This window comes from Cytobacillus sp. Hz8 (assembly GCF_042263505.1).
GTDB lineage: Bacteria > Bacillota > Bacilli > Bacillales > Cytobacillaceae > Bacillus_BE.
Genome location: NZ_JBHKFI010000003.1, coordinates 212382 through 225757, shown reverse-complemented (window position 1 = coordinate 225757; position 13376 = coordinate 212382). Strand labels below are relative to the sequence as shown.

The following is a 13376-nucleotide window of genomic DNA, read 5'->3' as shown; positions in this document are numbered from 1 at the left end:
TATATCAAAAAAAAGGCCTTCCCGACATGGGAAAGACCTAGGTGGAGATATTTCTTCAACTTTACATGGAGGTTTTCTGCGTGACATTTCCTTTTCTTTTTAGCTTATTCCAACCAACGGAGATTCCCTTTATTGCCGAGAAGATGGATTTTATAACTACATAAGTCATAAGCTGCTTGTACAGGATTCTTTGCAGAAACAATGAACCAAGTGGTTTAGGACTTTCTTTTTCTAATCGAAATGCATATAAAGAAGTGAAGAAATCCAGCAAGTAAAATAAAGTGAATCCAATAATAGCCTTTTCAGGGTGTGTGTTAAAAAGGGCGATGATGAACAAGATATCCGCAATTGGCGATATGGTTTGATAAAGATATTGGAAAATCCACATATTTGGCAGGGCAATAAATCCTAATGTGGAATGTTTTTTATTGAATAAAGCCCCGCGATGTTTCCATAAGCATTGTAATGTACCGTAGATCCATCGATAGCGCTGTTTTGCCAGACTTTTAATATCCTCCGGCGCCTCTGTATAGGCATAAGCCTTTTCTTCAAATTCAATCTTTTTCCCATTCCTTAAAAGAGTCAGCGTAATATCGGTATCCTCTGCCAGTGTGTCCTCTTTAAAATATCCTGCTTTTTCTACTTCCGCTTTTCTCCATGCACCGATTGCACCTGGTACAACCGTAATGCAATTGAGTGCAGCAAAAGCCCTTCTTTCAAGGTTAAAGCCCGTTACATATTCGATATGCTGCCAGTTTGTAAGGAGATTCCCCTTATTTCCGACCTTTACATTACCGGAAACTGCTGCAACTTTTTCATTTTTAAAATGACTAACAAGCAATGAGATGGCATTTTCAGCGATGAGCGTATCAGCGTCAAGCGCAACCACAATTTCCCCTTTAGCTTCTTGAAAACCAAGATTAACAGCGGAAGATTTTCCTCCATTGCTTTTTTTAATTAATCGGATGTGGGGATGGTCTGCATAAGTTTCTTGAACAACAGCTGCAGTATGATCCTTTGAACCATCGTCGATAATCAGTACTTCAAAAGCCGGGTAATCGCTGGATAAAATTGAATGAATGGTTTTGCCAATGACTTTTTCCTCATTGTAGGCAGCAATCACGACACTGACAAATGGTCTAAAATCAGGATCAATCTGAGCTGCTTTATAATTTTTTACCTGCTTTCTCGAAAGGAAAATAAAGATCGCCATTCGCAAGATTCCTAACACGATAGCTGAATAGAACAGGAAGCTTAAGCCCGAGTGCCAGCCTTGAAGGACTTTAAATACAGCCTTGTCATAGATCAAATAAGGGCTGTTTGGATCAGCAGGAGGGTTAATCTGACTATCGCTTTTCCTCATTAAATCGGAAATGGTGGTAAAAGTGTAGCCGCTCTTTTTAAGCTCTTTAATCAGGACAGGTAATGCTTTTACCGTATTGGAGCGGTCACCGCCAGCATCGTGCAGTAAAATCACATTTCCTTCGGGAAGCTGATTAAGAACCCGACTCACAATTTTATGACTGGAAAGTTTTTTCCAATCGTCCGTGTCAATGAATTCACCAACCATGGTATAACCCATCTCCTGTGCTCGCAATATCGGCACCAGTTCGCTCTTTGTGCTCGGTTCCGCATCGGCAACATACGGTGGGCGGAAAAGGGTCATCGAATGACCTGTTATTTGCTGAAATAAACGTTGATTAGCATTTAGCTCCATCTTTGTCCGGAATGAAGTGATGGATGCAATATCAGGATGGGTAAAGGTATGGCTTCCAATTTCATGTCCTTCTCTTTGCATCCGTTTAATCAGCTCCGGATGCTGCAGGGCATTCTTTCCTACAATAAAAAAGGCCCCTTTAATATGATTCTTGTCCAAAATATCCAATATTTGCGGGGTATAGGCAGGATCTGGACCGTCATCAAAGGAAAGGACAATTTCCTTTGTTTTAGGTTTGCCATACCGAACGACCTCAAAAGGCTTTGGTAATTTCATATAGGTTTCGGTCTCAATTAGTCCGTTTGTATCTAATTTAATCGTTCTTTTCCCTTTTTCTGCTTGAGAAACAATATTTAGGATCTCTCCATTACCCGAATAGTGAACAGGTTTAGGACTAGTTAAGGTTTTAAGAGCATTGGATGGATTGTTAAGTTCCTTTGGTTTATTGATGTAATTCCAGATGGAAGGATCTTCAGAGCCAAGGCGCCAAACGGCTACTCCTTTTGTGCCGCTATCTATCGATAATTTCAATTGATTATGGAAGGTAGCAGCATCTAAAAACCAAACCATATGCTTTTTTCCGTTTATTTTGTATCGTAAATAAGGGTTACCTACTAGCTTATTCCAATGAATTTGGAGATTTATTCCCATCCCCAAATTCATGATCTCTCCAAATGTCATTGGTTTTGCAGGCTGGTTGGAATTTTCCTCCCAGTCGTACCCGTAGCTTCCTAGGCCAGCAACCAATTTTTCGGAAGGAATGTGGAGCTCATCTAAGCTTTCCTTTACCCAATTGGTTGGAGCTACAGGACCAGGATGACTCATGGAATGGTGCTGGTCATATAGCATGACAATCATGCGATCAACGTTAGCTGCTAGAGCAGTATAGTTAAAACTTGCGTCCTTCGGAGGGGCATCAAGCGTAACCATGAGCCCATGTTGATGAAAGACGTCATAAATCTTATCCATAAAATCAGTAAAATGACCTTTATCCTTTGGATGGATTTCTTCAAAGTCAATATTAATCCCGTCAAAGTCATTTGTTCTCACATATGCCAATAAATTTTTAATAAAAAGATCTTCAGCACGGGGTGTGGTAAATAACCGATGCAATAGCTCGCCATCCCACTTGTTATTAATAAAATTGCTCACTAATGGAAGAACCTTAACATCATGTGCTTTTGCTTCCGCAGCAATCGAACTGTCCGTATTGGTCTTAAGCGAAAGGCTGGGAGTAAGCTGCAGCCACTCTGGAACTAACATTGTAATCGAATCTATATTTTTTTTGAAAGAGGTTTTGCTGTTTTCATCCCAATTGACGTAAAAACTATAGACTTCTTGTTTGCTTGCTATTTGTTTTTGGTTTGAGCTTTTTTGTACTAAAGGCGAAGGCGTTGTTTTTTGTAATTGTGAAGCAAGCTCTTTTTCACTGAGAACGGTATTGATTGGCTCGATTTCGCTCTTTGCTGTGCTTTTATTCAATTGCAGTTCAGGAAATATCGGGTCTGTTTGCAGACTTTCTATAAAAATAGTCGATACGACTACAATTAAAATCGCAAAGCCTACACTCATTCGTTTAAAAATGGACCAACGTCTTTTGGCAGGATCAAGAAAAATATGCTCTTGATTCCGCTCCCTTTTCTTTAACCCTAAATTATAAAACCAGTGGAAGAAAAAATAGCAAATAAGGCCAATCAGGCCTCCAAAAATACCTGACGTTAAGACCTGAGAAGATTGAATTTTCGCTTTCAGGGCAGAAAATAGCCCTGATTCTTTTAATACAGGTAAATCCAAGAAGGGTAACTCACGAATATAAGGAATAAACATCGCCATCAGTGTTCCAAGCAATAAGGCAATGATATTAAGACGCAACAAAAGTGAAAAAGCAAGTAATAATGGAATTCTTAAACTACCTAAGGGTAAAAAGGCCAGAAAAAAACCAAGAGTACTTGCAACTGCTCCTGCATTTCCAGTGACAGGCGCAAACCATGATCTGACCACCCACCTAAAAACTCGATTCACGGAAACTCCTCCCCAAATGTTCAGTGTCGAAAAAGGATATCTATTTTTTTAATAGATTGATCTATATTGAAAATCTGTAAAAAGTGCATAGGACTGGCATCCTGAACATAATACGAAAAGCTGACAAATCCTTTCGACAAAAAATGACTATCAACAAAAATTTAGATTGCTATCTTGAAATTTTGGGGGTAGTTGATAAAATTCTAACTTTTTACATGGTTAAGGAGAGAATTAGAGTTAAACTATCTATTATATGATACTTGAGTTTGTTGGCAATTCTTATAAAATAGTAATCCTTCAAACAGTATAATGAAGGTAAAATATGTATGCGCAAGGGGCTGACGATTATGACATTTAGACACAACTTCATATTTCTGTCTTTTTCCTTTTAACTACTGAGTTTGCAGAAATCTTTTGTGCAAATGTATAAATATTTTAGTTACATTGGCTATACTCAAATAACAGTGGATAGAAAAAACATACTAATTTTTAAAAGGAACAGTTCGTAAATCATTGATGTATGAAAAGCTGATTTCAGAATGGGACTTAGGAAAGGAAAATAGTGGATTATTTAGCAGAACTGGATCTATTAGGAGGGTTATTATGATAAAAGAAGTTTGTGTCGAAAATTTTACTGTGATTCCCGATGTAATTGAAAAGGGTGCGGATCGAATTGAGCTTTGCGACAATCTGGCTGAAGGAGGGACAACCGTTAGTTCTGGGGTAGCTTCGATAACGATTAACTATTGCCATGAAAAAAACGTTAAAGTTATGACAATGATTCGCCCTAGAGGTGGAAATTTCATTTATACTTCGAGGGAAATTGAAATGATGAAGCTCGATCTTAATCAGATGAGGCAGTTAGGCACTGATGGGGTGGTTTTTGGTTGTATAAATGATCAAGGCTGGATTGATGAGAAGGCGATGAGTACCCTATTGGACTTGGCAAAAGGGTTAGAGGTTACCTTTCACATGGCGTTTGATGAAATCAAACCCGAGTATCAGTTTAAAGCAATTGATTGGTTGGCAAATCACGGTGTACATCGTATCTTAACACACGGAGGTTCAGCAGAGACTTCCATCAAACATAATTTGCCAAGGTTAAAAGAGTATGTGGAATATGCAGCTGGCCGAATAATCATACTCCCTGGTGGCGGAATTACGGATGAAAACTTGCATTCCATTACATCTGAGTTAAAAGTTAGAGAAGCACACGGGACAAAAATAGTCCATTAAAAGCTTAAGGTGAATGTATTGAAAATATTCGTCAACAAAGCTTCAGCCCTTATAAACAGGAGGGTTAAAGCTTTGTTTTTTAATTTCTAATCTGTTGATTGGGACTTTTCTCTTTTTTCTTAGCATTAAATAGTTTATAATTATCAGAAAAATAGTAGATATTTTAATATATAAATAATTATAATAGAGAATAGTTGGTCAATTAAAAAAAGGAGAGTTCCTATAAAGTTTCTTAGTTTTGACACCTATCGAGGAGGGACCCTACTTTTTTTTGTAAATTAGAGGGGATGAGGAAGGTAAAAATGAGCAACAGACAATCTAGATCAGTCGTTATCTTAATTGGTGCAGGAATAATGAGTGCAACTTTAGGATCACTTCTGAAGGAATTGGTACCGAACTGGGAGATTAAGGTTTTTGAGAAGCTCGCAAATGAAGGAGAGGAAAGCTCAAATGAATGGAATAATGCAGGAACAGGGCATTCTGCATTGTGTGAACTGAACTATACTGTTGAAAAACCGGACGGATCCATAGATATCAGTAAAGCAGTAAAAATTAATGAGCAGTTTCAGCTTTCAAGACAATTTTGGTCTTATCTTGTCAATAGGAACCTGATTCGTAATCCGCATGATTTTATCATGCCACTGCCTCATATGAGTCTAGTTCAAGGGGGAAAAAATGTTGCGTTTTTGAAAAAGAGATTTAAAGCGCTATCAAACAATCCGTTGTTCGATGGAATGGAATTTTCTGATGATCCTGAAAAGCTAAAGGAATGGATTCCACTGATCATGGAAGGTCGTACATCAGATGAACCGATAGCCGCCACAAGAATCGATTCTGGAACGGATGTCAATTTTGGTGCATTAACACGCATGTTGTTTGATCACCTAAAGAATAATAATGTTGAGATAAACTATAAGCACAGTGTTGAGGATATTAACCGTACAAATGACGGCTTATGGGAATTAAAAGTGAAAAATCTCGATAATGGTCAAGTCGAGCACCATACGGCAAAATTTGTTTTTGTTGGTGGAGGCGGCGGAAGCCTTCCATTACTGCAAAAATCCGGTATTCCTGAAGGAAAGCATATTGGGGGATTCCCAGTAAGCGGTTTATTTATGGTGTGCAATAATTCGGATGTTATAGAGCAGCATCATGCGAAAGTATACGGTAAAGCAAAAGTAGGTGCTCCACCAATGTCAGTTCCACATCTTGATACAAGATTTATTGATCATAAAAAATCATTGCTCTTTGGACCGTTCGCCGGTTTCTCACCAAGGTTTTTAAAGACGGGCTCTATGTTCGATTTACTAGGTTCTGTGAAACCTAATAATGTCTTAACGATGTTGGCTGCAGGTGCCAAGAACATTCCATTAACTAAATATTTAATTGAGCAAGTGATGCTATCAAAAGAAAAGCGCATGGAAGAATTGCGCGAGTTTATTCCAAATGCCCAAATAGAGGATTGGGATATCGTGGTAGCAGGTCAACGGGTACAAGTAATTAAAGATACAGTTGAAGGCGGTAAAGGTACACTTCAATTTGGTACGGAAGTTGTTAGTGCAGCGGATGGTTCCATTGCAGCCCTACTTGGTGCTTCACCTGGTGCTTCTACTGCGGTTTACGTAATGCTTGACGTAATCAAAAAATGCTTCCCAGAGTATCTAAAAGCATGGGAGCCAAAAATAAAAGAGATGATCCCTTCATACGGAGTATCACTATTAGAAAACCCAGAGCTTATTCATGAAATTAATACTTCAACAGCTGGGGTACTTGGTTTAGCGGATAAAGAACTAGCAACGGTTTCATAAGCGATTATTTATGGACCATAATATTTGAAATAACCTTGAGCAGTGAATGGAAAATGTCACTGCTTTTTTTTACGCCAAAAACAAAGAAAATCTTGATTACAGAAATCATGAAAAATGTTTCTGAAATAGTTTAATTGGGGGATATAAGGAAGTTACTAGTGGGTAAGGATGATTAAGGTGAGATTCTTGGATCCATCATGCATAATAAAAGAAAAGGGTATTTGGAAGTGACGTCATGAAATATGGAACAATTGTACATGGAAGGTTGATTCGGCGAGTAAATCGCTTCATAGCTGAAGTTGAAATCAATGGAATCATGGAATTAGTACATATCAAAAATACAGGGCGCTTAAAAGAATTGCTTCAGCCATTTGTGGAAGTCCTTCTGGAAGTAAGCGATAATCCGAATCGAAAGACAAGATTCTCACTTATAGCGGTGAAGAAAAAGGGTGATTGGGTTAATGTTGACTCCCAAGCCCCGAATATGGTGGCATTTGAGGCGCTCACTTCAGGAAATTTACAGGAGATTGGACCTGTCAGTTTCGCAAAGCGAGAGGTCACCTATGGAGACTCCCGATTTGATTTATATTATGAAAAGGATAATGAAAAAGGGTTTATTGAAGTGAAAGGCGTAACACTTGAAAAGGATGGCTTCGCCTTATTTCCTGATGCTCCCACAAGTAGGGGAACGAAGCATGTATTAGAATTGGCAAAGGCCGTCCGCGCAGGCTTTGCTGGTACCATTTTATTTGTTGTACAAATGGACGGCTGTCATGCTTTTACTCCTAATAGAGAGATGGATGCCCCCTTTGCGGACGCCATTTTACTAGCAGCACAGCAAGGTGTACAAATATTAGCCTATGATTCGATCGTGACAGAAGATGAATTGGTTTTAGGAAATCCACTTCCGGTTCATTTATCTTAAGATAAGGCAAGCTGTTAATAAGAAGAGCTAGATTGAAAAATGCAATCTAGCTCTTTTTTCATCCCTCGTTTTTGATCAATGGAAAAGAATAGAGGGAGTAAATAACTCCTGGAAAATAAATGAATTTGGGAAGTTAATATTAGATGTTGCATTTTTGATTGCTTTTTCATGAGTGCATTGATCCAAGGGAGATACTAGATAGTAAAGCCGAGATTAACCGGCTCAATAAATCAATATTATGCAATTTTTTTAATTATTAATTATTAACGTCCAATTTTGCACAAATAAGTAGGGCGGCATTTGGTCTCCCCATTTTTTTAATAAGAGGTTATAGTTAATTCAAGCAATTGCTGAAGTAATCAAAATACTTTTTTGCACAAACTAGTGTGTGCAAGGGAGGATTTATCTAATGTCATTAGATCAGCGCAGTATCGCATTATTATCCTATTTAGTTAAAGCAAAGACCTATGTGAAAGTTGACGAATTGATTGAGAAATTTCAAATTTCCCGAAGAACGATTTATTATGATATCGGTAAAATCAGTGATTGGTTGAAAGAAAATGGTTTACAGCCAATCAAGCATGTTCGCTCAGCTGGCTATATTCTCGAAGAAAATGCCTTGAAAGAAATTCCTAAAAAGTTAAGAACCATGAAAACTTGGCACTATGAATATTCCGTTAAAGAGCGTAAAGCGTGGTTAGCCATTTATATTATGGCACGTGATAATCCTTTGTATCTTGAAAATCTAATGGAAAAAATTCGAGTCAGTCGAAATACCATTATTGAAGACATAAAGGGTTTAAGGGCAGAGCTGGAACGGTTTAACCTAACATTAGAGTTTGATCGGAAAACAGGTTATGTGATTTATGGCGATGAAGAGGATAAACGAAAGGCTATCGTTCATTTTCTTCAGCATGTTCTGCCAAATGAAAATTGGCAGTCCGTTTTATCTAAGATTCCCATGATATTAAATAAGGACTCTAACCAATTTACATTTGAAAAATTGGAAGTGATTCAGCAGATTGTCATGAAGAGTGAAGAAGAGCTCAATATTCAATTTACGGATGAATTTCTATATAGCATTTCTTTTCGGCTCTTCCTATTTTGCAGACGTGTTTCCCAAGGAAAGAAAATCACGATTGATCCAATTGAAAAGGCCGTTTTGCAAAAAACAAAGCAGTATCAAGCAGCTCAAAAAATTGGTGCTAGACTTTCTATCTTATTTGAAATCGATTTCCCAGAGGATGAAATTCTTTATATCACAAAGCATCTATTGAGTTCCCGGGTTCAATTTTCAGAAGATAACCTATCCAATCAAAATAGCAATGATTCTGAAATTCTATCTAAAGTAGTCACACAAATGGTGACGGATTTTCAAAAGTATGCCTGTGTCTTTTTTAAAGACCGGCAAGAAATTGAGAAAAGCCTTCTCCTTCATGTAAAACCAGCCTATTTCCGAGTTCGATATGGTTTGGAATTTGAAAGTGATATGACGGAATCCATTAAAAAGCAATATCATGATATTTTTTTATTAACCAAAAAGGTTATTACTCATCTAGAAGCCGTTGTGGGAAAAGATGTGAACGAGAATGAAATAGCTCTCATTGCCATGCATTTTGGCGGTTGGATGAGAAAGGTGGGAGCAAAACCTGCTGTTCGGAAGAAGGCTCTCCTAGTATGCACTAATGGCGTAGGTACCTCCAGATTACTCCTACATCAATTGGAGGGGCTTTTTTCCACCATCGATTTAATTGGTAGTGTTTCATTAAGGGACTATGAAAAAAATGATTATGATGCTGATTTCATTCTTTCCACCATTCCCTTAGAGAAGAAGGATAAGCCTGTTTTCGTTGTCAATCCGATCTTAACAGAAGCGGAAATGGAAAGTTTATTAAAGAAAGTGAATGCTCACTTTGATCATCACTCTAAACAAAGTTCATCCATTGAGGCTTTGATGGAAATCATTCAAAAACATGCTGATATTTTGAGTCCAGAAGGCCTCAAGCAGGATCTCAAGCAATATTTATACAAACCGGAAAAAGTTGTTAAAGAAGTAGAAAAGCCTTCATTAAATAAAATTCTCCAATTGAAGCATATTCAATTGCAAAGTGAAGTTTCCGATTGGAAGGAAGCCATTCGAATGGCGTCTATTCCTCTCCTTCAGGAAGAACTTATATCAGAAGAATATGTGCAAACGATGATTCAAAACATTAATAAGATGGGACCTTATATTGTCATTGCGCCGAAAGTAGCCATCCCACATGCGAGACCAGAGGATGGCGTTAATCAATTAAGCATGAGCTTATTAAGGCTTACTAAAGCAGTGCCGTTTTCAGAAAAAAGAAAGCATGATATTCAAATTATGATTGTGTTAGCAGCGATAGATGGGGAAGCGCATCTGAAGGCGCTATCACAATTAACGAAAATGCTAACAGACTCAAATAATGTGCAAAAAATCCTGTTAGCTGAATCTTCAGAGGAAATTTTTGATTTAGTCAATGCCTATTCCAAGTAGGAAGTTGTAGCAACAGTGAGGGGAATCCAGTATGAAGTTTTTAGAAAAGAATCTCGTTGAATTTGATGTTGATGTGACCTCTCCAGATGAGGCAATACAAGCAGCAGGTAAATTGCTTGTTCAGGAGGGTTTGGTAGAGGAAAAATACGTGGAGGCCATGGTTCAATCCTATCATAAAAATGGTCCCTATTTTGTTCTCTCGCCTCAAATTGCTTTACCGCATGCAAGACCGGAGGATGGAGCTAAGGAAGCATCTGTTTCCTTAGTACGATTAACGAAACCGGTTGTTTTTGGGCATGCTGCAAATGATCCAGTCAATTTAGTATTTGCTCTGGGAGCATCCTCTAGTATTGAACATTTAGAGATTTTACAGAAATTAATGACTCTATTAAACAGTCAAGACAATGTGAAAAAGTTAATGGAAATTACATCATATTCCGAAATGGAACAATTACTAGGAGGGAGACAATCATGAAAATTTTATGTGTATGTGGACTAGGACAAGGAACAAGCCTAATTTTACGTATGAATGTAGATACTGTTTTACGTCAATTAGGGATTCAAGCAGACGTCGATAATACCGATGTATCCAGTGCCTCAAGTGAAAGACCGGACTTAATTATAACAAGTAATGAATTGGCAGAGTCCCTATCAGGCCATCCTACGAAAATATTAATTGTGAACAACTACTTTGATTTAAATGAAATTAAACAAGTATTAGAAAGCCATTTTAACTAATATTTTTGACCTTTTTAGGAGGAGACAGTATGCAAGTACTAACGTGGATTGCAAATAATATATTTGGTGTACCGGCATTTTTGATTGGAATTATTGTTTTATTAGGTTTATTACTGCAGAAGAAAACCACAAGTCAAACGGTAAGCGGTACATTTAAGGCGATGATTGGATTTTTAATCATCAATGCTGGTGCTGGTATCATTACTGGCGCATTAAATATATTCCAGCCTATGTGGGCAGAAGTATTTGGATTAAAGGCAAATAGTTTAGGTCAGTTTATGGGCCAAACAGCCTTTAACTTAAAATTTGGTTCTGCTGTTACATTAGCGATGTTTCTTGGGTTTTTAATCAACGTATTGTTAGCTCGTTTTACGAAGTTTAAATACATTTACTTAACAGGACACATGATGTTCTGGACAACGACCATCTTTGCGGGAGTGATTGTGGAAGCAGTAGGCGTTAGCAATGTTTCTCTTGTCAAATTAGTCATTTTCTTATCTATTTTCATGGGTCTATATTGGACCTTCCAGCCTGCCATTGTTCAACCATTTATGAGAAAAGTCACTGGTGGCAACGCCATCGCATTAGGCCATACCTCAGCAAGCGTTGCAGTAATCTCTGCTTTACTAGGTAAAGTTCTTGGTAATAAAGAAAATGATTCAGAAAAAATTAAATTGCCAAAGGGTCTTGAGTTTTTAAGAGATTCCAATGTTATTACGGCTTTAACGATGGGGGTATTATTCTTCATTGGTGCGATTATCATCACTTTAAAGGGTACTCCAGGATCTCATGAATTAATTAAACAAGCAGCAGGGCAAAACTTCCCTATGTACTCCATTATTCAATCGTTTACATTCGCCGGCGGGATTGCCGTCGTATTGCTTGGTGTCAAAATGTTCATTGGTGAAATTGTCCCTGCATTCAATGGGATTGCTACAAAATTAGTACCGGGTTCCATACCAGCACTTGATTGTCCAGTTGTGTTCACATTCGCTCCAAATGCCGTTATTCTTGGATTCTTAGGGGCATTCTTCGGTGCCTTAGTTTGGTTATTGGTGATTGGTAACACCGTATCATACGTATTTGTTCCGACGATGATTGTCTTATTCTTCCACGGTGCAACAGCAGGGGTTTTTGGTAACTCTACTGGTGGTGTACGAGGTGCATTAATTGGCGGTTTTGTCACTTCAACCATCGTTGCCTGGGGACAATATATTATGGTTCATTTCTTGATTGGCTCTACGATTCCTGATACAGCAATGTGGGCAGCTGACAGTGATATGTTCATTCTTGGCCCAATTGTGAAGGCGCTTGCTCATATTATTTTTTAAGCTAATAATCTAGTTTTTTGTAAAGGGCAGGCTCTTGCCCTTTACTTCTTTAAAAATGTTTCAAATGGAGGGAGATCAACATGAGTTTTATTCGTACATTAAATGGTGATATCAAACCGGAGGAATTAGGATTTACTTATTCTCATGAGCATATCGTTTGCCGTCCAGCCTATTGGGCAGAACGGGGAGAGGACGACCTTTTACTTGATGATAAGGAAAAATCAAAATTAGATGTTCTAGATTTTAAAAATCATGGTGGACGTTCCATTGTGGATGCTACGGCTGTTGACTATGGCCGTGACGTGCAGGCGGTTAAGGAAATTTCAGATGAATTGGATGTCCAAATTGTCGGAACAGCAGGGTTTAATAAAAGCTTCCTTTGGAATGCCAAAATTAAAGAAGAATTAAAACCAATCATCGGAAATTACCCAACTTATGCCGAATGGATTGAAGCGGCGAGTATCAATGAACTAACAGAATTTGTCGTTCAAGAAATAGAAGAAGGATTAGAAGGAACTCCTTTTAAAGCAGGTCAAGTAAAATTTGGAACCGGCTATAACCGAATTTCTCCTTTAGAAGTAAAAACCTTGCGTGCTGTTGCACGTGCCCACCATGAAACAAAAGCCCCCATGCACTCCCACACAGAAGCAGGTACGATGGGACTTGAACAAATCGAACTTTTAAAAAGCGAAGGAATCGACCTTCAATTTATGAGTTTTGGTCATATGGACCGTAATCCGGACCCTTATTATCATGAGCAAATTGCTAAGACAGGTGCATTCTTAAGCTTTGATGGAATTGCCAAAATTAAATACGCCCCAGAGAGTACTCGGATTCAATGCATCTTAGAGCTAGTCAAAAAAGGCTACGAGGATCAGATTCTAGTAAGTGGTGACACGGCAAGAAAAACTTATTATAAGCATTATGATTTCGGTCTTGGCCTTGAATATATTATCGCCAAGTGGGTACCGCGATTTATAGATGATGCCAATCGCCAAGGCTTTGATGGAGAAGCATTAATCCGTAAATTCTTTATCGACAATCCAGCCCGTTGCTTTACATTTAAAAAATAATAAGGGGGACT

Annotated in this window: 9 protein-coding genes; 8 read left to right on the top strand and 1 reads right to left on the bottom strand. The window is 38.1% G+C overall.

The window, feature by feature from the left end; all coding sequences use genetic code 11:
* Window positions 1-61 precede the first annotated feature (61 nt).
* Complete coding sequence (locus tag ACE38V_RS06180; protein ID WP_375840331.1) at window positions 62-3739, bottom strand: trifunctional glycoside hydrolase family 18/polysaccharide deacetylase/glycosyltransferase family 2 protein; 3678 nt, start codon at window positions 3737-3739, stop codon at window positions 62-64.
* 600 nt (window positions 3740-4339) lie between these two features.
* On the opposite strand from ACE38V_RS06180, the gene ACE38V_RS06175 reads away from it, so the two are divergent.
* From ACE38V_RS06175 to ACE38V_RS06140, 8 genes are all read left to right on the top strand, one after another.
* Window positions 4340-4975: a copper homeostasis protein CutC gene (locus ACE38V_RS06175; RefSeq protein ID WP_375840446.1), complete on the top strand. Its 636-nt coding sequence runs from the start codon at window positions 4340-4342 to the stop codon at window positions 4973-4975.
* Between the two features lie 287 nt (window positions 4976-5262).
* Window positions 5263-6783, top strand: a complete 1521-nt coding sequence (gene mqo / locus ACE38V_RS06170) for a malate dehydrogenase (quinone) (protein ID WP_375840330.1) — start codon at window positions 5263-5265, stop codon at window positions 6781-6783.
* A gap of 235 nt (window positions 6784-7018) precedes the next feature.
* The gene (sfsA, locus tag ACE38V_RS06165) at window positions 7019-7708 is read left to right on the top strand and encodes a DNA/RNA nuclease SfsA (RefSeq protein ID WP_375840329.1); all 690 of its coding nucleotides are present in this window, start codon (window positions 7019-7021) and stop codon (window positions 7706-7708) included.
* A gap of 409 nt (window positions 7709-8117) precedes the next feature.
* Window positions 8118-10223, top strand: coding sequence for a BglG family transcription antiterminator (locus ACE38V_RS06160; protein WP_375840328.1), 2106 nt, complete (start codon window positions 8118-8120; stop codon window positions 10221-10223).
* Between the two features lie 31 nt (window positions 10224-10254).
* On the top strand, window positions 10255-10698 hold the full coding sequence (locus ACE38V_RS06155) for a PTS sugar transporter subunit IIA (RefSeq protein WP_375840327.1): 444 nt from the start codon (window positions 10255-10257) through the stop codon (window positions 10696-10698).
* On the top strand, window positions 10695-10961 hold the full coding sequence (locus ACE38V_RS06150) for a PTS sugar transporter subunit IIB (protein WP_375840326.1): 267 nt from the start codon (window positions 10695-10697) through the stop codon (window positions 10959-10961). Before ACE38V_RS06155 ends, ACE38V_RS06150 begins: the two co-directional genes overlap by 4 nt.
* Before the next feature lie 29 nt (window positions 10962-10990).
* Window positions 10991-12292 (top strand): PTS ascorbate transporter subunit IIC, encoded by a 1302-nt coding sequence (locus ACE38V_RS06145; protein WP_375840325.1) that lies wholly within the window; start codon window positions 10991-10993, stop codon window positions 12290-12292.
* Window positions 12293-12372: 80 nt separating this feature from the next.
* Window positions 12373-13365 (top strand): phosphotriesterase family protein, encoded by a 993-nt coding sequence (locus ACE38V_RS06140; protein WP_375840324.1) that lies wholly within the window; start codon window positions 12373-12375, stop codon window positions 13363-13365.
* Window positions 13366-13376 lie beyond the last annotated feature (11 nt).

Coding starts and splice junctions, on each gene's coding strand:
- mqo (WP_375840330.1), top strand. CDS start 5,263: ATGAGGAAGGTAAAAATGAGCAACAGACAATCTAGATCAGTCGTTATC.
- sfsA (WP_375840329.1), top strand. CDS start 7,019: ATGAAATATGGAACAATTGTACATGGAAGGTTGATTCGGCGAGTAAAT.
- ACE38V_RS06160 (WP_375840328.1), top strand. CDS start 8,118: ATGTCATTAGATCAGCGCAGTATCGCATTATTATCCTATTTAGTTAAA.
- ACE38V_RS06155 (WP_375840327.1), top strand. CDS start 10,255: ATGAAGTTTTTAGAAAAGAATCTCGTTGAATTTGATGTTGATGTGACC.
- ACE38V_RS06150 (WP_375840326.1), top strand. CDS start 10,695: ATGAAAATTTTATGTGTATGTGGACTAGGACAAGGAACAAGCCTAATT.
- ACE38V_RS06145 (WP_375840325.1), top strand. CDS start 10,991: ATGCAAGTACTAACGTGGATTGCAAATAATATATTTGGTGTACCGGCA.
- ACE38V_RS06140 (WP_375840324.1), top strand. CDS start 12,373: ATGAGTTTTATTCGTACATTAAATGGTGATATCAAACCGGAGGAATTA.